Source organism: Kribbella amoyensis, from assembly GCF_007828865.1.
Taxonomy (GTDB): domain Bacteria; phylum Actinomycetota; class Actinomycetes; order Propionibacteriales; family Kribbellaceae; genus Kribbella; species Kribbella amoyensis.
The window spans coordinates 269,835-289,345 of sequence record NZ_VIVK01000001.1 but is presented as its reverse complement, the minus strand read 5'-3'; the positions used below and the strand labels follow the sequence as shown (position 1 = coordinate 289,345).

At 69.6% G+C, this 19,511-nt stretch carries 16 protein-coding genes; 7 read left to right on the top strand and 9 right to left on the bottom strand.

What is annotated here, in order from left to right; all coding sequences use genetic code 11:
- The first annotated feature begins 30 nt into the window (after window positions 1-30).
- A complete protein-coding gene (locus FB561_RS01435) occupies window positions 31-1,428 on the top strand; it encodes a mycothione reductase (RefSeq protein ID WP_145802206.1) in 1,398 nt (465 codons plus the stop codon).
- Here the strand turns inward: FB561_RS01435 and FB561_RS01430 are convergent.
- Entirely contained in the window at window positions 1,414-2,886 is a 1,473-nt protein-coding gene (locus FB561_RS01430) for an LLM class flavin-dependent oxidoreductase (RefSeq protein ID WP_145802204.1), read from the bottom strand. The two genes, FB561_RS01435 and FB561_RS01430, sit on opposite strands and share 15 nt — an antisense overlap.
- Before the next feature lie 46 nt (window positions 2,887-2,932).
- On the opposite strand from FB561_RS01430, the gene thpR reads away from it, so the two are divergent.
- Genes thpR through efeB form a run of 4 tightly spaced genes read left to right on the top strand, consistent with a single transcriptional unit; the run spans window position 2,933 to window position 6,860 of the window.
- A complete protein-coding gene (gene thpR / locus FB561_RS01425) occupies window positions 2,933-3,496 on the top strand; it encodes an RNA 2',3'-cyclic phosphodiesterase (protein ID WP_145802201.1) in 564 nt (187 codons plus the stop codon).
- Between the two features lie 44 nt (window positions 3,497-3,540).
- On the top strand, window positions 3,541-4,389 hold the full coding sequence (gene efeU / locus FB561_RS01420) for an iron uptake transporter permease EfeU (protein WP_145802199.1): 849 nt from the start codon (window positions 3,541-3,543) through the stop codon (window positions 4,387-4,389).
- A 45-nt stretch (window positions 4,390-4,434) separates the two neighbouring features.
- Complete coding sequence (gene efeO, locus FB561_RS01415) at window positions 4,435-5,580, top strand: iron uptake system protein EfeO (RefSeq protein WP_145802197.1); 1,146 nt, start codon at window positions 4,435-4,437, stop codon at window positions 5,578-5,580.
- Window positions 5,580-6,860 carry an iron uptake transporter deferrochelatase/peroxidase subunit gene (gene efeB, locus FB561_RS01410; protein WP_145802194.1) on the top strand — a complete coding sequence of 427 codons (1,281 nt, stop codon included), beginning with the start codon at window positions 5,580-5,582 and terminating at the stop codon, window positions 6,858-6,860. Before efeO ends, efeB begins: the two co-directional genes overlap by 1 nt.
- Here efeB and FB561_RS01405 read toward each other — a convergent pair.
- Window positions 6,857-7,237: a VOC family protein gene (locus FB561_RS01405; protein ID WP_145802192.1), complete on the bottom strand. Its 381-nt coding sequence runs from the start codon at window positions 7,235-7,237 to the stop codon at window positions 6,857-6,859. The two genes, efeB and FB561_RS01405, sit on opposite strands and share 4 nt — an antisense overlap.
- A gap of 168 nt (window positions 7,238-7,405) precedes the next feature.
- Between FB561_RS01405 and FB561_RS01400 the strand changes: the two genes are divergently transcribed.
- Window positions 7,406-8,242 carry a hypothetical protein gene (locus FB561_RS01400; protein WP_145802190.1) on the top strand — a complete coding sequence of 279 codons (837 nt, stop codon included), beginning with the start codon at window positions 7,406-7,408 and terminating at the stop codon, window positions 8,240-8,242.
- Between the two features lie 78 nt (window positions 8,243-8,320).
- On the opposite strand, the gene FB561_RS01395 is transcribed toward FB561_RS01400, so the two are convergent.
- The 4 genes from FB561_RS01395 to FB561_RS01380 form a co-directional block, all read right to left on the bottom strand.
- Window positions 8,321-9,160: a carbohydrate ABC transporter permease gene (locus FB561_RS01395; RefSeq protein ID WP_145802184.1), complete on the bottom strand. Its 840-nt coding sequence runs from the start codon at window positions 9,158-9,160 to the stop codon at window positions 8,321-8,323.
- The gene (locus FB561_RS01390) at window positions 9,153-10,142 is read right to left on the bottom strand and encodes a carbohydrate ABC transporter permease (RefSeq protein WP_145802176.1); all 990 of its coding nucleotides are present in this window, start codon (window positions 10,140-10,142) and stop codon (window positions 9,153-9,155) included. Before FB561_RS01390 ends, FB561_RS01395 begins: the two co-directional genes overlap by 8 nt.
- A gap of 79 nt (window positions 10,143-10,221) precedes the next feature.
- Window positions 10,222-11,541, bottom strand: coding sequence for an ABC transporter substrate-binding protein (locus FB561_RS01385; RefSeq protein ID WP_145802168.1), 1,320 nt, complete (start codon window positions 11,539-11,541; stop codon window positions 10,222-10,224).
- 245 nt (window positions 11,542-11,786) lie between these two features.
- Complete coding sequence (locus tag FB561_RS01380) at window positions 11,787-13,004, bottom strand: LacI family DNA-binding transcriptional regulator (RefSeq protein ID WP_145802160.1); 1,218 nt, start codon at window positions 13,002-13,004, stop codon at window positions 11,787-11,789.
- A 97-nt stretch (window positions 13,005-13,101) separates the two neighbouring features.
- On the opposite strand from FB561_RS01380, the gene FB561_RS01375 reads away from it, so the two are divergent.
- Window positions 13,102-14,841, top strand: coding sequence for an acyltransferase (locus FB561_RS01375; protein ID WP_145802151.1), 1,740 nt, complete (start codon window positions 13,102-13,104; stop codon window positions 14,839-14,841).
- Window positions 14,842-14,973: 132 nt separating this feature from the next.
- On the opposite strand, the gene FB561_RS01370 is transcribed toward FB561_RS01375, so the two are convergent.
- The 3 genes from FB561_RS01370 to FB561_RS01355 form a co-directional block, all read right to left on the bottom strand.
- Window positions 14,974-16,020, bottom strand: a complete 1,047-nt coding sequence (locus FB561_RS01370; protein WP_145802149.1) for a mandelate racemase/muconate lactonizing enzyme family protein — start codon at window positions 16,018-16,020, stop codon at window positions 14,974-14,976.
- A 1,168-nt stretch (window positions 16,021-17,188) separates the two neighbouring features.
- The gene (locus tag FB561_RS01360) at window positions 17,189-18,724 is read right to left on the bottom strand and encodes an MFS transporter (protein WP_145802147.1); all 1,536 of its coding nucleotides are present in this window, start codon (window positions 18,722-18,724) and stop codon (window positions 17,189-17,191) included.
- Between the two features lie 94 nt (window positions 18,725-18,818).
- Window positions 18,819-19,397: a helix-turn-helix domain-containing protein gene (locus FB561_RS01355; RefSeq protein WP_145802145.1), complete on the bottom strand. Its 579-nt coding sequence runs from the start codon at window positions 19,395-19,397 to the stop codon at window positions 18,819-18,821.
- Window positions 19,398-19,511: the final 114 nt, after the last annotated feature.

Below are 19,511 nucleotides of genomic sequence, written 5' to 3'. Positions count from 1 at the left end.
CGTGGTTGTCTGTCATGGTCACAATGTGGTGTGACTCATTACGATCTGGTGATCGTCGGCACCGGCTCCGGCAACTCGATCCTGGACCAGCGGTTCGCGGACTGGAAGACGGCCGTGGTCGAACGCGGCACCTTCGGCGGGACCTGCCTGAACGTCGGCTGCATCCCGACCAAGATGTTCGTGCACACCGCGGACCTGGCCGCCACCCCGGCGAAGAGCTCGCGGTTCGGCGTCGACGAGCGGGTCACCGGGGTCCGCTGGCCGGACATCCGGGATCGCGTCTTCGGCCGGATCGACCCGATCGCGGCCGGCGGCGCGGAGTACCGGCGGCACCACGCCGACAACGCGAACGTCACCGTGTACGACGGGACCGGCCGGTTCACCGCGGCCAAGGAGCTCACCGTGACCGGGCCGGACGGCCAGACCCGGGCGATCACCGGGGACCGGTTCGTGCTCGCCGCGGGCAGCCGGCCGATCGTGCCGCCGATCCCCGGGCTGGCCGAGACCGGGTTCCACACCTCCGACACGGTGATGCGGCTGGACCGGTTGCCGCGCCGGCTCGGCATCATCGGCAGCGGGTTCGTCGCGGCCGAGTTCGCGCACATCTTCTCCTCGCTCGGCGTCGAGGTCACCCTGGTCGCCCGGTCCGGGCTGCTGCTCCGGCACGAGGACACCGAGATCGCGACCCGGTACACCGAGCTGGCCGACGACCGGTACGACGTCCGGCTGAACCACGAGACGATCGGCGTCACCCGCTCCGACACCGGGATCACGCTGCGGATGCTGAGCCCTGAAGGCCTCGCCGAGGTGGTCGTGGACGAACTGCTCGTCGCCGTCGGCCGGCAACCGAACTCGGACCTGCTGGACCCGGCCAGGACCGGGGTCGAGGTGGACGAGGCCGGCCGGGTCGTGGTGGACGAGTTCCAGCGGACCGCGGTCGACGGGATCTACGCACTCGGTGACCTCTCCTCGCCGTACCAGCTCAAGCACGTCGCGAACCACGAGTCCCGGGTGGTCCAGCACAACCTGCTGCACCCGGACGAGCCGATCGCGTCCGACCACCGCTACGTCCCGTCCGCGGTCTTCGGCGCCCCGCAGATCGCGTCCGTCGGGCTGACCGAGGAGGAGGCGAAGGACCAGGGCGTCCGGTACGTCGTGGGGCGGCAGGAGTACGCCGGGATCGCGTACGGGTGGGCGATGGAGGACACCACCGGGTTCGCCAAGATCCTCGCCGATCCGGACACCGGGCTGATCCTCGGCGCACACGTGCTCGGGCCGCAGGCGTCGTCGGTGCTGCAGCCGGTGATCCAGGCGATGAGCTTCGGCCTGGACGCGTCCACGATGGCGCGCGGCCAGTACTGGATCCACCCGGCGCTGCCCGAGCTGATCGAGAACGCGCTGCTGAACCTGGACCTACCGAAACGCTGAGATCACCTCGGCCGCGGTGTCGAGCGGGGTCAGGTCGTCGTCCAGGCCGGGCAGGCTGATCATCACCTCGCCGGCGCCCGCCTCGGCGAGCCGGCGGAACCGGCCGACCTGGTCCTGCACCGTGCCCGCCTTGACGGCGGCCGCGTACTTGGCCGGATCCTGGTTGCGCGGGCGGAGACGGTTGACCAAGGCATCGACCTGCTGGTGGTCGGTACCGATCAGCGTGGTGGACAGGTGCGTGACCTCGATCGGCTCCCGGTCGCCCCGGTGCGCGCGCAGGTACTCGGCCCGCTCCCGTACCTGGCCGACGTCGCCGAAGACGTTGGCCGCATCGGCGTACCTCGCGGCGAGGCGTAACGTCCGCGGCCCGCTTCCGCCGACCAGCAAGGGGATCCGGTCCTGCAGCGGACGCGGGTAGCAGGTCGTGTCGGGGACGTCGAGCACCTTGCCGTGGAAGGGTTTGTTGCCTGGTCCCCACATCGCGGGCAGCAGCCGGAGCGCGTCGGCGAGCAGGGCGTACCGATCCGCGACGGACGGGAAGTCCCACCCGTACGCCTTGTGCTCGGCCTCGAACCAGGAGAGCCCGACCCCGCAGACCGCGCGGCCGCCACTCAGGACGTCCAGCGTGGCCGCGATCTTGGCGAGGTGGGCGACGTTGCGATAGGTGATCCCGGTGACCAGGGTGCCGAGCCGGACCCGGTCGGTACACGCGGCCAGGTACGCGAGCGTGGTCCAGCTCTCCAGGAAGTCCTCCCAGGCCCGACCGACCTGCGGGATCTGGCGGAAGTGGTCCATCACGTAGATCGCGTCGAACCCGGCCGCCTCGGCCTTCGCCCCGATCCGGCGCACCCATTCGCCGGTGGTCTTGCGGCCCGCTTTGTGCGTGTAGCTGCTGAGCTGAAGTCCGAACCGCAGCCCGGCCGGCGCCTCGACCTGCCGACGCGCCGCATCCTCCGCCTGGACGAAGGCTTGCGGGACCACGCGGATCGCGGCCGGCCGGAGTACGTCGTCGAATCCCTCGGTGGGCAACTCCTTCTTCACCGTGGTCCACGTCCGCAGTTGCGCGGTCAGGGCTTCGGCGGGGATGCGCTTCACCCGTTCGCGGTTCCGGCGCCGGCATTCGTCCGCCGGAGTGTCGAAAGCGACCGCCACACAGGGAATCCCGTGCTCCCGGGCCAGTCCGAGCCACCCGAGCCGGCGGTCCCGGTCGAGCCCGAGCGTGTCGATCACCGTGGTCAGGCCGCGGCCGATCCGCAGCCGGACCACCTCCTCCAGCAACCGGAACGCGTCCGTACTCGCGCCGAGGTCGTCTTCACCGGCGCCGACCAGGGCCCGCAACCGATCGCTCGACACCACGAGCTCCGGCGCGAACCGCTCGGCCGCCCACGTCGACTTCCCCGAAGCCCCCGGCCCCACCAGCACGACCAGACACGGCGCCGGCAGATTGAGCTCGTCCATGTCTCAGTCTGACCCGCTGTCCCCCTGCCGTCGTAGGGTTTCCGGTATGCGACTTTTCGTGGCTGTAGTGCCGCCTGAGGAGGTTGTCGAGGATCTGAGTACGTACGTGGAGCCGCGGCGGGACCATCCGGATGACGACATCCGCTGGGCCGCCGACGAGAACTGGCACATCACCCTGGCGTTCCTGGGCGAGGTGCCGGAGTGGAAGACCGACGAGTTGGGGGAGCGGCTGGAACGGGCCGCGCAACGGCAGAAACCGTTCGACCTGAGGCTGTCCGGAGCGGGCGCGTTCCCGAGTGTGGCCGACGCCCGGGTGCTGTGGACCGGGGTCCGGGACGAGGCGAACCAGTTGCCGCATCTGGCGATGACCACGCGGTCCGCGGCGAACAAGGCGGGCGTACCGGTGGAAGGCCGGAAGTTCACCCCGCACCTGACGCTGGCTCGGTTGCGCCGGCCGGTCGACGTGGTCCGCTGGGTGCGGATCTTCGACACCTACGAAGGGCCGAGCTGGACGGCGGAGAGTATCCGGCTGATCTCGTCGCGTCTAGGTCAGGGACCGAGCCACGGTGCGGCTTACGACACAGTAGGCGAATGGAACTTCTTAGGTTAGCCTTCGGAAGGTTAGACATACCTAAGCTGTGATGGAGTTCCGCCATGCTCGCCAACTACCTGATCGGGCTCCGAGAGGGTCTGGAGGCTTCGCTGGTGGTCAGCATTCTGGCCACGTTCCTGGTGAAGTCCGGGCATCGTGATCGACTCAAACTGGTCTGGGCCGGAGTGGCCGCGGCGCTCGCCGTCGCGGTCGCCGGCTGGGCCGTGTTGCGGTTCGTCACCGCGCTGACGGCGAAGTCGTTCACCACCCAGGAGACCATCGGCGGGGTGATGTCGATCCTCGCGGTCGGCTTCGTCACCTGGATGATCTTCTGGATGCGCAAGGCCTCCCGCGGGATCGCGAAGGACCTCCGCGAGCGGATGGGCGAGGCGCTGCAGGTCGGCGCCGGCGCGGTGGTGCTGCTGGCGTTCCTGTCGGTGTTCCGGGAGAGCATCGAGACCGCGTTCATCGTGTACGCCTCGGCCGCCTCCGCGACCACGGCGACACCGCTGATCGGCGTCCTGCTCGGCCTGGCCACCTCGGTCCTGGTCGGCGTGCTGATCTACCGCGGTGCCGTCCGGATCAACCTGGCCGTCTTCTTCAAGTGGACCGGCGCCGTCCTGATCCTGGTCGCCGCCGGAATCTTCGCCTACGGGTTCCACGACCTGCAGGAGGCCGGGATCCTGCCCGGCCTGCACGCGCTCGCGTTCGACATCTCGCGGGTGATCCCGCCGGACAGCTGGTACGGCGTGGTGCTGAAGGGCATCTTCAACTTCAACCCGGCGCCCACCGTGGTCGAGCTGTCCGCCTGGCTCGTGTACCTCGTCCCGGTGCTGATCCTGTACTTCCTGCCGGTCCGGTCCAGTACGCCGCCTCCCGTTCCCGCCGACGCGAACGCGAAAGCGGCCTGAAACCCCCGGGTGTCCGCCCGGCACCTTGTCCCAGGAGAAACGCGCATGATCACCATCCCCACCACCCGCGCCGTCGTGGTCGCCCTCCCGGTCCTCGCGGGGCTGCTGCTCGCCGGGTGCGCCGAGGAGACCCCGCAGGCCGCCCCGGGGGACACCACCGGACCGGTCGCGGTGAAGGCGACCGACTCGGAGTGCGATCTGAGCCGTCGTGACGTCAAGTCGGGGACCAGCACCTTCTCGGTCTCCAACGGCGGCAGCAAGGTCACCGAGTTCTACGTGTACGCCGAGGGCGACCGGGTGATGGGCGAGGTGGAGAACATCGGCCCCGGGCTCAAGCGCGACCTGATCGTCGAGCTGCCGACCGGCAAGTACCACGCGGTCTGCAAGCCGGGCATGGTCGGCGACGGCATCCGCGGCGACCTGACCGTGTCGGGTGACGCGACCCCGCACGCCGACTCCGACGCCGCGCTCAAGGACGCCACCAAGAGCTACCAGCGGTACGTGAACTCCCAGGCGGTCGCGCTGGAGGAGAAGACGACCGAGTTCGTCGCCGCGGTGAAGGCCGGTGACGTCGCGAAGGCGAAGGCGCTGTACCCGGTGTCGCGGACGTACTGGGAGCGGATCGAGCCGGTCGCGGAGTCGTTCGGCGACCTGGACCCGAAGATCGACGCCCGCGTGAACGACGTCGAGCCGGGCACCGAGTGGACCGGGTACCACCGGATCGAGCAGGCGTTGTGGGAGAAGAACAGCACCGCCGGGATGGCCAAGTACGCCGACCAGCTGCTCGTCGACGTGAAGACCGTGGTCGCGAAGGCCAAGGCCGTCCAGCTGAACCCGTTGCAGCTGGCCAACGGCGCGAAGGAACTGCTGGACGAGGTCGCCACCGGCAAGATCACCGGTGAGGAGGACCGCTACTCGCACACCGACCTGTGGGACTTCGACGCCAACGTGGAGGGTTCGCAGGCCGCGGTCCAGGCGCTCCGACCGGCCCTGCAGCAGCGGGACGCGGCCCTGGTGACGACGCTGGACACGAACTTCAAGGCCGTGTTCACCGCGCTGGAGAAGTACCGGGTCGGCGACGGGTTCAAGCCGTACCAGCCGACCGAGGCCGAGCGGCGGGAGCTCGGCAACGTCGTCGACGCGCTGGCCGAGCCGGTCAGCAAGGTCGCCGGAGTGATTGCGCAGAAGTGATGGCCGAGCGCGAAGAGCAGCAGCGTAAGGGGATCTCGCGACGCGGGCTCTTCGGGGCCGCGGGTGCGGCGGTGGCGACCGGGGTCGCCGGGTACGCCGCGCACTCGGTGATCGCGACGCCCGAGTCGCAGGCGAGTGACAGCAGCGGGCCGGTCGAGTTCCACGGCCCGCACCAGGCCGGGATCGTCACGCCGGCCCAGGACCGGCTGCACTTCGCCACCTTCGACGTCACGGCCGGCAAGCGGGACGCGCTGGTCTCGCTGCTGAAGGAGTGGACCGCCGCGGCCGCGCTGATCACGGCCGGCCGCGACATCGGCCAGTACGGCGCGGTGAACGGTCCGGGCGAGGCGCCGCCGGAGGACACCGGTGAGGCGGTCGGTCTGCCGCCGGCCCGGCTGACGCTGACCATCGGGTTCGGGCCCAGCCTGTTCGTCGATGCCAAGGGCAACGACAGGTTCGGGCTGGCGGACCGGCGGCCGGCCGCGCTGGCCGACCTGCCGCACTTCATCGGCGACACCCTCGACCCGGCCCGCAGTGGCGGCGACATCGCGATCCAGGCGTGCTCGGACGACCCGCAGGTCGCGGTGCACGCGATCCGCAACCTGGCCCGGATCGGCTTCGGCACGACGGCGGTGCGGTACTCCCAGCTCGGGTTCGGCCGGACGTCGTCCACGTCGCGCGCGCAGACGACCCCGCGGAACCTGTTCGGCTTCAAGGACGGCACGAACAACCTCAAGCTCGAGGACACCGCCAAGCTCGAGCAGCAGCTGTGGGTCCAGCCCGGCGACGGGCCGGACTGGATGACCGGCGGCTCGTACCTGGTGGCGCGCCGGATCCGGATGACGATCGAGACCTGGGACCGGACGTCACTCAGCGAGCAGGAGACGATCGTCGGCCGCGGCAAGGGGACCGGGGCGCCGCTGGGCAAGGCGGACGAGTTCGACCCGATCGACTTCGAGGCCAAGGGCGCCGACGGGGAGTACAAGGTGGCGAAGGACTCGCACGTCCGGCTCGCGCATCCCCAGTTCAACAACGGTGCCGAGCTGCTGCGCCGGGGGTACAACTTCGTCGACGGCTCGGACGGTCTCGGCCGGCTGAACGCGGGGCTGTTCTTCCTGGCCTACCAGCGGGATCCGCGCAAGCAGTTCATCCCGATCCAGCAGCAGTTGTCCCGCTCCGACGTGATGAACGAGTACATCCGCCACGTCGGCTCGGGCATCTTCGCCTGCCCCGGTGGGGTCCAGGCCGGATCCTTCTGGGGCGAGAAGCTCTTCGCCTAGCCCCAGACGTTCGCGTTCGCGGCGAAGTCGTCCGGGTCGGTCTCGACGGGGAGGACGCAGAGCAGGTGGCCGCCGGGTGCGCGCAGGACCCGGCAGTCCTGCCACCGGGAGACCTCCTCGGCGCCGAGCCCGATCAGCCGGGCCGTCTCGGCGTCGAGGTCGTCGGTCTCGATGTCGACGTGGTAACGCGGCGCGTCGTCGACCGACTGCAGCGCCGTGACGATCCCGTTGGTTGCGCCGGGCAACTCGATGAACTGCGGATACGCCGGGTCGAACCGTGAGGTCACCCCGAGCGCCCCCTCCCAGAACGAGGTGGCCTTCCCGACCTCGTCCTTCGGTGTGTCGATCAGCAACGCGTAGACCCGGCTCTTGTGCATCCCCCGACGCTAGTGCGGACCGCCAGCACTCCTCAACCTCACCTGATAGCGTTCTGTCCCGCGAGCGCAGGCGGCGTCCTGGCCACGACCGGTGGTTTGGTGAGTGCTGGCGGTCCGGCTCGCTTCGATCAGGACGAGACTGTGATGTGAGCTGGCTACATTGTGGCTGTGAGCAACCAGCAGAGCGGGTACCCGGGCGGGCCCCAGCAGGGACAGCCGCAGTACGGACAGCCGCAGTACGGCGGTTATCCGCCGCCACCGCCGCGGGGGCCGAACAAGGTCGCGGCGATCCTGGTCGGGGTGTTCGGTACGCTGCTGCTGATCGGGACCGGCGTCTTCGTGGTCAGCCGCTTCAGCGGTGGCTCCGACGACACCGCGGGCGACGCGACCCGGCCGGCCGCGACCCAGCCGGCGAACGACGCGACGCAGCCGGCCAACGACGCGACGACGCAGCCGGCCGGTCCGCCGACGACGAGTGGCAGTCCCAGCTCGCCGCCGAGTTCTTCGCCCGTTGCGGCCGAGTGCGACGGTTGCTTTCCCGGCGTCACGGTCGACGGGCTGGTCCGGACGCTGCGGGCCCAGGGCTACACCTGCAAGGAGGACCGGGTTCTCGGGATCGAGTGCGTGAAGGGCAAGCTGGAGGTCGGCATCGACCGCGACTACACCAAGAAGAACGCCGTCGAGAACATCGACGTCGGCGGGCGCGCCGGCGGCGCGGGCGACTACCTGCAGGGACCTGGCGAGGCGTTCGCCACGCTGAAGGGTGGCCTGCCGGCCGTGCTGTCACTGGCGATCACGGACGCCGCGGTCCGCCAGCAGATCATCGGGTTCACCGGGCAGCACGCGGGCCAGGAGGACGGCGGTCCCAGCACCGTCAAGGACGCCAGGTTCGGTGGCTACCGGGTCTCGATCCACGGGGTGAGCGGTGCGAAGGTCGGGAAGAACGGCCGGTACGTGTCGAGCTACTCCACCGCGGTGAACATCTACGGTCCGTCGGCTTACTGAGCAAGCGTTGCGAAGCGCCCGGCCCCCGGAGAGATCCGGGGGACCGGGCGCTTCGGCTACCAGGACTCAGGGTGACGGCTACTTGACGGCGCCCGCGGTGACGCCGGCGACGAAGTGGCGCTGGGCCAGCAGGAAGCCGATGACGACCGGAATGCTGACGATCAGGGCCGCGGCCATGATCTGGTTCCAGTAGATATTGGTCTGCGTCGAGTACTGCCGCAATCCGACCGACAGAGTTCGGTTGGCCTCTGTCGTCATCACCGAGGCGAACAACACCTCGCCCCATGCGGTCATGAACGAGTAGATGGCGACCGCGATCACGCCGGGGCGCGCGGCCGGGAGGACGACCCGGGTGAGGGCGCCGAGCGGTCCGCAGCCGTCGACCAGGGCAGCCTCGTCCAGCTCGCGCGGGATGCTGTCGAAGTACCCGGCCAGCATCCAGATCGAGAACGGCAGGCTGAAGGTCAGGTACGTGATGATCAACCCGAGCCGGGTACCGACCAGCTGCAGCCCGGTGGAGTTGTTGATGTTGACGAAGATCAGGAACAACGGCAACAGGAACAGCACACCCGGGAACATCTGCGTCGACAGCACGGTGGTGCTGAACAAGGTCCGGCCGCGGAACCGGAACCGCGACACCGCGAACGCGGCCACGATCGCGATCAGGACCGAGAACACCGTCGCGACCACCGAGACGATCGTGCTGTTCACGAAGTACCGGGCCAGCGGGACCGTCTTCCACATCTCGACGAACGGCTCGAGGGTGAGGTTCGACGGCCACCAGGTGAACGCGCCCTGGACGTCGCTCAGCGGCTTCAGCGACGACGTCACCATCACGTACAGCGGGACGAGGACGAACAACCCGAGCACGGTCAGCACGACGGCCCGGTAGATCTTGAATCCCTTGGTGTCACGCACGACGCGACCTCCGGCCGGTGACGAGAAGGTAAATGCCGGTGACGATCATCAGGAAGATCAGCAGCAGCACGGACATCGCGGCGCCCGACCCGAAGTTCCAGGTCAGGAAGGACGCGTTGTAGATGTGGAAGGCCATCAGGTCACCCGCGGGCGGCTGGGCGGTACCGAACAACACGTACGGCGTGTTGAAGTCGCTGAACGTCCACAGGAACAGCACGAGCAGGAGGACCAGGTTCACCGGCCGCAGCGACGGCAGGGTGATGTTGCGCCACTGCCGCACGTTGCCCGCGCCGTCGACCGAAGCGGCCTCGTACAGGTCCCGCGGGATGCTCTGCAGCCCGGCCATCAAGGTGAGGAACGCGAACGTCCACAGCTTCCACACCGCGACCGTGATCAGCGAGACCAGCGCGTTGCCGCCGATCAGCCAGAACGGCCGGTCGGAACTCAGGCCCAGGTTGTCCGCCAAGATGTGGTTCACCACCCCGGTGTCGCGCTGCAGCATGAAGTTCCAGGTCAGGATGCCCGCGTACGCCGGCAGCGCGTACGGCACCAGGAAGAACGTCCGGACCACGCCCCGGCCGCGGAACGTCGGCTGCAGCGCGACCGCCGCGGCCATCCCGAGGATCCAGGACAGCGCGACCGTGGCGAGGGAGAAGGCGACGGTGACGCCGAACGACTTCAGCAGGCCCTCGCCGACCGCGTGGTCGAAGTCGAGCGCGACCTTGTAGTTGTTCAGCCCGGCCCACGGCGCCGCGGACCAGTTGGCGATGAAGAACTTGGTGAGCTTGACGAAACTCATCCAGATCCCGACCAGCATCGGGATGATGTGGATCAGCAGTTCCAGCAGGACGGCCGGGGCCAGCAAGAGGTACGGCAGTTTCCGGCTCAGGCCAGGACGGCGGTCCGGGCCGCCGCGCCGCTTCTTCTTCGCGGCCGGTTCGGCGGCCGCGCCGGTGGGCGCATCGGACGTGGCGACGGACATCGGTCGCTCCTGTTCGGGGATCGCGGGGTGGACGGCGGGAAGGTGGCCCGGGCACGGGGTCCCGGGCCACCTTCCGGGATCAGCCGCCCGCGGCGACCTGGTCCTCGGCCGTCTTCAGCGCGGCCTTCACGTCGTCGGCGGTGACCGTGCCGCCGGTCGCGATCTTGGCGAACATCGCGTTCATCGCCTTGCCCACGGTGGACTCGTACTGGTCCTCGGCCGGTACCAGCGGCAGCGGCTTGGACTTGTTGTTGTAGACGTCCTGGAAGGTCGCGGCCTCGGTCGCGTCGGTGGTGAACACCGGCTTCGCGTCCTTCAGCACCGGCAGCGACGCGAACGGCTTGCCCAGCGTGGTCTGGGTCGGCGCGTCGGTCATGTACTTGACGAACTTCAGCGCCGCGTCCTTGTTCTTGGTGTTCTTGAAGATCGACAGGTTGATCCCGGCCACGTGGCTGGCCACCGGCTCACCACCGGCGGGCGCCGGGAACGGGACGACGCCGTACTCGCCGGCCTTCATGCCGTTGGCAACGATCGAGGAGTCGGCGTTGTTCTGGTTGATCACCATCGCGACCTTCTTGGTGGCGAAGTCGTTCACCGACTTGGTGCCGTTGTCGTACTGCGCGTTCGACGGGTTCGCGACCTTGTCCTTCTGCATCAGGTCGAGGTACCGCAGCACGCCCTGCACGTTGCCGTCCCCGGTGAAGGTCGGCTTGCCGTCGGCGTCGAACCAGTCGGCCTTGTTCTGCGCGGCGTTGATGAACGCGAAGTGCACGTTCTCGGTGTAGCTGCCGGCCGCGAGGGCCATCCCCCACTGGTTCTTCGCGGGGTTGGTCAGCTTCTGGGCCGCGGTCACCATCTCTTCCCAGGTCTTCGGCGGCTGCAGTCCGGCGGCCGCGAACATCGCCTTGTTGTAGTACAGGCCGTAGGCCAGACCGTAGAGCGGGACGGACGTCGGGTCGGTACCCTCCTTGCCGCCGGTCGCCAGAGCCGTCGGCACGAACTTGTCCTTGCCGCCGATGGCGGTCATCGCGTCGCCGTCGAACGGCAGGAACGCGTCGGTGGCCTGCAGCGAGGCGGCCCAGGTGTTGCCGATGTTGACCACGTCCGGGGCCTGGCCGGAGGTGATCGCGGTCTGGATCCGGGTCTGCAGGTCGTTCCAGCCGATCACCTCGAGGTTGACCTTGACGCCGGTCTCCTGGGTGAACTTCTCCAGTACCGGGGTCAGCACCTGCTTGTCGTTGTCCAGGCTGGTGCCCTGGTTGCTGGCCCAGTAGGTCAACGTCGCATCTCCACCACTGCCACCGCCAGAGGAGTCGCCCGAGTCGTCGCCACCGCAGGCGGCCAGGCTGATTCCCAGAGCGGACACCGCTACTGCGGCTACAAGCGAACGCAGTCTCACGTCGGACTCCCTCGTCCCATCGAGCCTCCGGCGGACAGCGGAGGCTGGTGTGTATGGGCCCAGACTGGCCTAACCGGTTAAGTTCGTAAACCCGAACCGGTTCAGACTGGCCTGGTTCGTTACGGCCTCGTGATCTCGAACCCCACATCTTGTGGGTTACCGGCAGCTTCGCGCACAACTGCGCAGGCTTGGATCGCGGCTGCGTTGCGGCTTGACGGCTTCGGATCCCGAGCGTCGCGCTTCGGCTACGGACGGGCGGGGGCGGGACCGGTGGATTCCCGGGGGCGGAGCTCGCCGGGTGGGGCGTCGAGGTGCAGGCCCTCCTCGCCGGCGATGATCCGGAACAGCAGATCGGCGGCGGCCCGGCCGCGTTCCATCGTCTTCTGGTCGACCGCCGTGATCCCCGGCCGGGCCAGCTCGCACAACGGCGAGTCGTCCCACGCCACGATCGACACCTCTTCCGGCACGGACCAGCCGAGCTCGGTCGCCACCCGCAACGCGGCCACCGCCATCAGGTCGTTGCCGAGCACGACCGCGGTCGGCCGGTCCTCGGCGGCCAGCACCCGCCGGGTGATCTCGGCGCCGTCCTCGTACCGGTAGCTGCCCTCGTGGTGCGTGATCCGCAGACCGCGGTGCCGAGCGTGCTCCTGCAGCAATTGCACCCGGAGCTGCTCGTGCACGAACGTGAACGGCCCGCTCACGTGCGCGATGTCGCGATGCCCCAGCTCGGTCAGGTGGTCGAGCAGCAGCGTCACCGTCTCCTCGGGCGAGCTGATCAACCGGCCGACCCCGTCCAGCGGGGCGTTCGAACTGACCACGACGCACGGCATGCCGAGCTCCCGCAGTGTCGCGACCCGTGGATCGTCGTCGTGCTCGTCGAACAGGATGAACCCGTCCACCCGGCCCTGCCGGCTCCAACGGCGCAGCACGTCCAGGTCCTCGCCCTGCTCGCCGGTCAGCCGCAGCAGCAAGGACGAGTCGACCTCGTTCAGGTACTGCTCGATGCCGACCAGCGTCCGCATGTAGAACGCCTCGGTCGAGATCAGCGCCGGGTCCCGGGCGATCACGATCCCGATCGTCCGGGTCCGGCTGGCCGACAGTGCGACGGCGGCCGAGTTCGGGTGGAAGCCGAGCTCCTCGGCCAGGCTGAGCACCCGGCGCCGGGTCTCCTCGCTGACCCCGGCGCGGCCGTTCAGTGCGTACGACACGGACGCCTTCGAGATGTCCAGCCGGCGGGCCAGGTCGCTGATCGTCACCCGGTGCCCCCGCCGCCCGGTCCCGGCCGCGGGGCTGTCCACCGGGCTCTCCCCGGGGCCCTCCACGGAGACCGGCGCGTCCGTCGTACCGGTCCCGTTCGTGGCGGATCCGGCGGGTTTTTCGGCGGGTTCTCCGGTGGGGGCAGCGGCGGTCGCCGGACCGTCGCCGGCGGTCTCGCCGCCGTTCACCGATCCGGGTGCCGTCATCGCTCGCTCCCGCCCCGCATGGCCCGAAGGCTAGCAGCGGTCTCACTCGACGGGCCGGTCATGGGCAACCACCACCAGTCTTGGATAGCGTTATCCCATGGCCGCAGAAGACGCAGGACAGCCCGTCGAACGTCTCGACTTCTTCCCCTGGGAGTACGCCCGGACCGGTTCGGAGGCGGATCGCGCGTACCAGGCGGTCCGGCACCGGGAGCTGGCCGAGCACGGCAAGACCGAGCTGGCCGGCAGCGCGTACGTCGCGTCCACGGCGGCCGTCTTCTGCGACGATCTGCGGATGGGGGAGCGGTCGTACATCGCCGCGCACGCCTACGTCACCGGCGAGATCTCGCTCGGATCGGACACCACGGTGAACCCGTTCGCCGTGGTCCGCGGCAAGATCACCATCGGCGACGGCGTCCGGATCGGCGCGCACACCTCGATCCTCGCCTTCAACCACGGCACCGCGCCGGATCGGCCGATCTTCCGGCAGCCGACCACGGCGAAGGGCATCACCGTCGGCGACGACGTCTGGATCGGCTCGAACGTGATCGTGCTGGACGGCGTCACGGTCGGCGAGCACAGCATCATCGGAGCCGGCGCGGTGGTCACCAAGGACGTCGAGCCCTGGTCCGTCGTCGCCGGCAACCCGGCCCGCAAGCTCCGCGACCGCCGGGCTCCCTCGACCAAACCGTCCACGGACAGCGAGACCACAGCGCCCGCGGGGGCCGCCACCATCCAGGTTGCGATGAGCGGTCAGGCGAAGGCAGTGCCCGATCTGGCCGAGCGGGCCGCGGCGTTCGCGGCGAAGGCGCGGGAGCAGGTGGACGACGTACTGGCCCGCTGCTTCGACGGTGAGCGGTTCGTCGACCGGCCGGGGATCGCCCTGACACCGGCGGTCCGGCCGTGGTGCGACGCCGTCGAGATCGCGGATCTGCTGGTCCGGCGCGCCCCGGCGGGTCACAGGACCGAGGACCTGATCGGGCGGCTCCGGGCTCGGCAGGATCCGGCGACCGGACTCGTCGCGCCCGGTGACCTCGCGTTCCCGGAGGCCGACCTGGACTTCTCCGAGCTCGACCTGTTGCAAGGCGAAGCGGCGTACCACGTGCTCTGCGTCGGGTACGCCCTGCAGGTCCTCGGCAGTGGGTTCGAGCACCCGATCGACACGGCTCACACCAACACCCGGCTCGACGGATTGGGCTGGACCAAGCGAGCTTGGGGTTCCGGCTCCTCGATCGACGCGCTCGGGACGGCGCTCGCGCGCAACCTGGTGGACCACGGTGAGCTGGACGAGACCCATGTGACCAACCTGTTCGGCTGGTTGCACGTCCGGGTCGACCCGAAGTCGGGGATGTGGGGCCGGCCGCATCCCGACGAGGGCTGGCTCCAGGTGGTGAACGGGTTCTACCGGCTGACCCGGGGGACGTACGCCCAGTTCGGGCTGCCGTTGCCGTACCCGGAGCAGGCGATCGCGACCACGCTGACGCACGCGCAGGACCGGGCCCGGTTCAGCGGCGACGGGTACAACTCGTGCAATGTGCTGGACGTGATCCACCCGCTCTGGCTGGCCGGGAAGCAGACCGACTTCGGCCGTGCGGAGGGCCGGCGCTGGGCCGAGGAGCAGCTGGCCGCGATCCTCGGGCGCTGGGTGGACGGAGCTGGGTTCGCGTTCGCGCCGGACGGGTCCGACGAGCGGTCGATCCCGGGGCTGCAGGGTACCGAGATGTGGCTGTCGATCATCTGGCTGCTGACCGACTACCTCGGCTACTCGGACGCCGTCGGCTACCGGCCGCGCGGCGTCCACCGGCCCGAACCCCTGGTCACCCTGCCCGGCCTGCCCTGACCACCCACCGCTACCGAGAGTCGACATGCCCTAGCCTGACCCCGTGGACCCACGGACCCGACGGCTCGTCACCTCTGTCGTACTGCTGGCGCTGGTCGCGATCGTGGTCGTCGCCGCGTTGCTGCGGTGACCTCACCCGTCCCAGGACGACAGCCCTGGTCCGGGCGGTAGCGGGTAGCAGCCGTCGACGAGTTCGACTCGGCCGTCGGACGGGAGCAGGCCGCTCTCGACGTAGATGGTGTTCGGCAGCGCGGCCAGGACGTGGATGTGCGCGCCGCCGCCGTGCGACGCGTACGGGATGCCGAAGCCGGCCGCCATCAACCCGATCTCCAGGCAGTCGGTGAGACCGCCGGCGCGGCGTAGGTCGGGCTGGATCACGCCGACCCCGCCGCCCGCGACCAGATCCCGGAACGCCGCCTGGCCGTACCGGTTCTCGCCGGTCGCGATCGGCAGGTCGAGCTTGTCCGCGAGCCGGATGTGGCCCTCGGTGTCGTCGGCGGGCAGCGGCTCCTCGAACCAGCGGCAGTCCAGCTCCTCGTACACCCGGCCGCGCCGCAACGCCTCGTGGAAGTCGAACGCCTGGTTCGCGTCGACCATCAACGGCGCGTCCGGACCGATCACGGCGCGGACCGCCTTGATCCGGGTGACGTCCTCGGTCAACGGCCCGCCGCCGACCTTCATCTTCACGCCGCGGAATCCCTGCTCCATCGCCCGCGCCGAAACCTGCTCCAACCCGGCCACGTCGAGCTCGAGCCAGCCGACCATCGCGTACGCCGGGATCGCGGTCCGCTGGGCCCCGAGCAGCTTCCACACCGGCGCGTCCAGCGACTTGCCGAGCAGGTCCCACAGCGCCAGGTCGATCGCGGAGATGCCGTACGTCGAGAGTCCCGCGGTGCCCTGGTAGTCGGTCAGGGCTCGCAGCTTCTGCCGGATCTGCCGGATCAGGGCCGGGTCCTCGCCGACGATCGCGGGGCCGAGCTGCTCGGTGAGGATCTGGCCGAGCACCGCCGGCGAACTCGCCAGCCGGCCGAAGTACGTGTCGCTGACGCCGGTGACACCCTCGTCGGTCTCGATCACGAGCCGGGTACGGCCGTTGCGGTCGAGCAACTGGAGCGCGTCCCGGACCGCGTGCCGCTTCGGTTCGGAGACGACCTCGACGCCGATGCCGGTGATCCTCATCCGTCAGCCCTTCCGCCGCTCGGGTGCGATGGATTCGTATTCATGACGACAGTCCATCAGAATCCGGGGGTCTGTGCCCGGCCACGCCGACCCGGGTACCGTCGCGACATGGCCACCTCTTCCGTCGCTCGTTCGCCGTACCTGATGCGGGCCGGGCTGGTGCGCAACGTGCACGGCGGGGAGCACCTGACGACGTTCGTGGTCTCCGGCGTGGCGACGGTGCTGATCACCCGGCTCATCCTCAGCCTGAGTGGCTACCCGCAGCTCGGCGGCAAGGGGCTGCACATCGCCCACGTCCTGCCCGGCGGCCTGCTCATGCTGGTCGGGATCTATCTGCTGCTCGCGTACGTCGGGCCGGTGGTGCGCCCCGCGGCGGCGGCGATCGGCGGTGTCGGATTCGGGCTGTTCATCGACGAGGTGGGCAAGTTCGTCACCTCGGACAACAACTACTTCTTCCAGCCGACCGCGGCGATCGTGTACGTCGTGTTCGTGCTGATCGTGCTCGGCAGCCGGTGGATCAGCAACCGGCGCCCGATCGACCCGCGCGAGGAGCTGGCCAACGTCGTCGACTACACCGTCGAAGGTGTGGCCGGCGGCCTGTCCCGGCGACGCCTCGCGCAGGCCTCGTCGCAACTGCGGCTCGTCGACTCGTCGATCCAGGGCTGGCCGGAGACCCGGTCGCTGCTGCGCGCGGTACCGCCCGACGAGGTGGAGCTGGCCGCGCCGGTGGATGCGGCGTGGCGGGCGGCGAAGGCCGGGTTCGACCGGGTGGCGACCCGGCCGATCGCGCCGAAGATCGCGGTGTGGGTGCTGGTCGCGCAGGCGATCCACGCGCCGCTGGTCGCGGTGTGGGTACGGCTGGACGGCGGGCGGTCGGTCACGGACTTCCCGGTCCTCGGGGTGCTGGCCGGGAGCTTGCTGTCGGCAACGTTCACGCTGCGCGGCTGGTTGCGGTTGCGGCGGGGCGATCGGCCGCGGGCGGTGCGCTTCTTCGAGCTCGCGGTGCTGACGTCGTTGCTGGTGACGCAGGTGTTCCAGTTCGCGGGAACGCAGTTCGCGGCGGTGTTCGGGATGTTCGTGGACCTCGCGCTGCTGGGCGTGCTGGGTGCGGAACGGGATCGGCTGCGGCGCGAGGCGGAGGCGGCCGGTTCCGAGCCGGAAGGCGAGGCTACGAAGGAACTTCCGTCCGATGGTCCTGAACCGGCTTCGCCGGATCGGGGGACTGCAGATCCCCAACCTCCGAGCGTCCGATCGGCTGATGCTGCGACTGCTGACGGTCGGTCGCCCGATGGTGTGTCGGCCGAGCCTCCGGCTGCGGACGCCTCGTCGGCTGATCCGTCGGCTGCGGATGCTTCGTCGCGGGGTTCGTCGCGGGGGACCGGGCCGGTCGATCCTGGGCCGCCGGAGTCGGTTTAGCGCCGGCGCCGCCCCAGTTCTCGTGCCGGCCGATCAGCGGCGGCGCCATCGTCGCGACGAGGTACGCCGCGCCGCCGATCAGCAACGCGGGTGCCAGCCCTATCCCCGTGACGGCCGCGCCGGCGATCACGCCGCCCAGCGGTACGCCGATCCACGCGACCGCGTCCGCGAGTGAGTTCACCCGGCCGAGCAACGGACGCGGGATCCGCTCGATGAACAGCGCGCCGAGCACGGGATTGATGAACCCGGCCCCGATCCCGCCGACGGCGCACACCAACATGACGCCCCACACCGGCGCGTCGAACGCCATCACCACGAACCGCGGCGCCCCGCAGATCAGGAAGGCGACCGTGAACACCGTCTTGCGCGGCAGCCGATGGCCGATGGCCGACGCGAGCAGCGCGAACGCGGTCGCCGTCACGCCGAACGAGGTGAGGATCAGGCTGGTCTGCCCCGGCCCGTACCCGTGCTCCTTGATCCAGACCGGGAGCAGGACCGCGGCGATGGCGGCGTCCAGCAAGTTGGTCACGGCGATCATCAGCACCAGCGGCAGCATCAGCTTGTCGGTCCGCAGGAACCGCCAACCCTCGAGCAGTTGTTGCCCGTAGCCCTCTTCTTCGTTCTCCTGGTGGGGTTTTCGCTGATGCTGACCCGGCGCCCATCGACGGATCAGCAGCGCGCACACCCCGAACGAGGCCGCGTCGATCCACAGTGCGTTCACCTCGCCGACCAGCGTGATCAGTCCACCGGCCACCGCGAACGCGATGAACCCGGCCAGCCGTTCGGTCGTACTCTCCAACCCGGTGACCCGTTCCAGCGGGACCTTGGCCGCGGCCGCGATGTCGGGGATCAACGTGCCCTTCGCCGCATCACCCGGACCCCGCAGCGCGCCGGCGACCGCGACGATCCCGAGCAGGACCGGGAAGGGGAGTGCCCCGAGTGTGTGGAGCAACGGGATCAGCGCGACCACGACGGTACTCGCGGTGTCGGTGCTGACGCTGACCCGTTTCGGCCCGAGCCGGTCGATGAGCGGACCACCGAACGCCTTGCAGACGACCAGCGGCAGCATCTCCGCCATCGCGACCAGCCCGGTCTTCAGCGGTGACCCGGTACTGACCAGGACGAACCAGGGGATCGCGATCGCGCTGACCCGGGTACCGCAGATCGACACCACGTTCGCCACCAGGAACGCGATCAGCGGCGCGCGGTACGGCGTACTGGTGGCTGTGGCCGGCGCTGGGTCGACCGGCGCTGGGCCGGCCGGTGTGCCGGTGGGTGGTGTGGGCATGTCGGCTCCTGCTGGGTCGGGCGGTGGGCAGCACGGGGATCCGCTGTCGCCGTCGTCGGCGCAGCGTTCGGCTGGGTTCTGTCGGGGTCGGGGCTCAGCCCAGTTCGTGGCGGAACGCCTGCAGTTGGACGCTGACCATCGCGGCGCCCTCGGGAACGGGCTTGGTGAGATCGGAGCGGTACTTGGCAAGCACAGCCTCCAGCTCGCCGGTCAGCGCCTGCAGCTCAGCCGCGGTCAGGTGCAGCGCATAGTCCGAGAGGTACGTCGCCTCCCGCCACTCGTCGTCGAGCGTCTGCCAGCCGTCGATCGCGCGGAACATGTTCTCCGCGTACGTCTGGGCCACGCTGTGGAGGAAGCCGAGGGCGAGCTCGGGCTCGTCCTGCAGCAGCTCACCCGCGTTGTACTCGGTGCCCTGGTGGGCCGCCTTCCACCACCGGTCTCGGGCATTGCCGCGGCTCGCGTCCTCCTCGACCAGACCCGCTTCGGCGAGCTGGCGGAGGTGATAGCTGGTGGCGCCGGTGTTCACGCCGAGCCGGCCGGCCAGCGTGGTCGCCGTCTGCGGGCCGTGGACCCGCAGCAGTCCGACGATGCGGTTGCGCATCGGGTGGGCCAGGGCGCGCAGCAGTTGTCCGTCCAGCTGGACGGACTTGTTCGGATCCGGCTTCTCGCTCATGCCACGAGGCTACGACTGCAAAGGCAGTTTGCAAAGACGTTTTGCAAAACTTCTTTGCGGTCGAGGTGTCCGTCGAGTTGTCCACAGCGGCGGAAGTCGTGGGCGGCAGCGGGC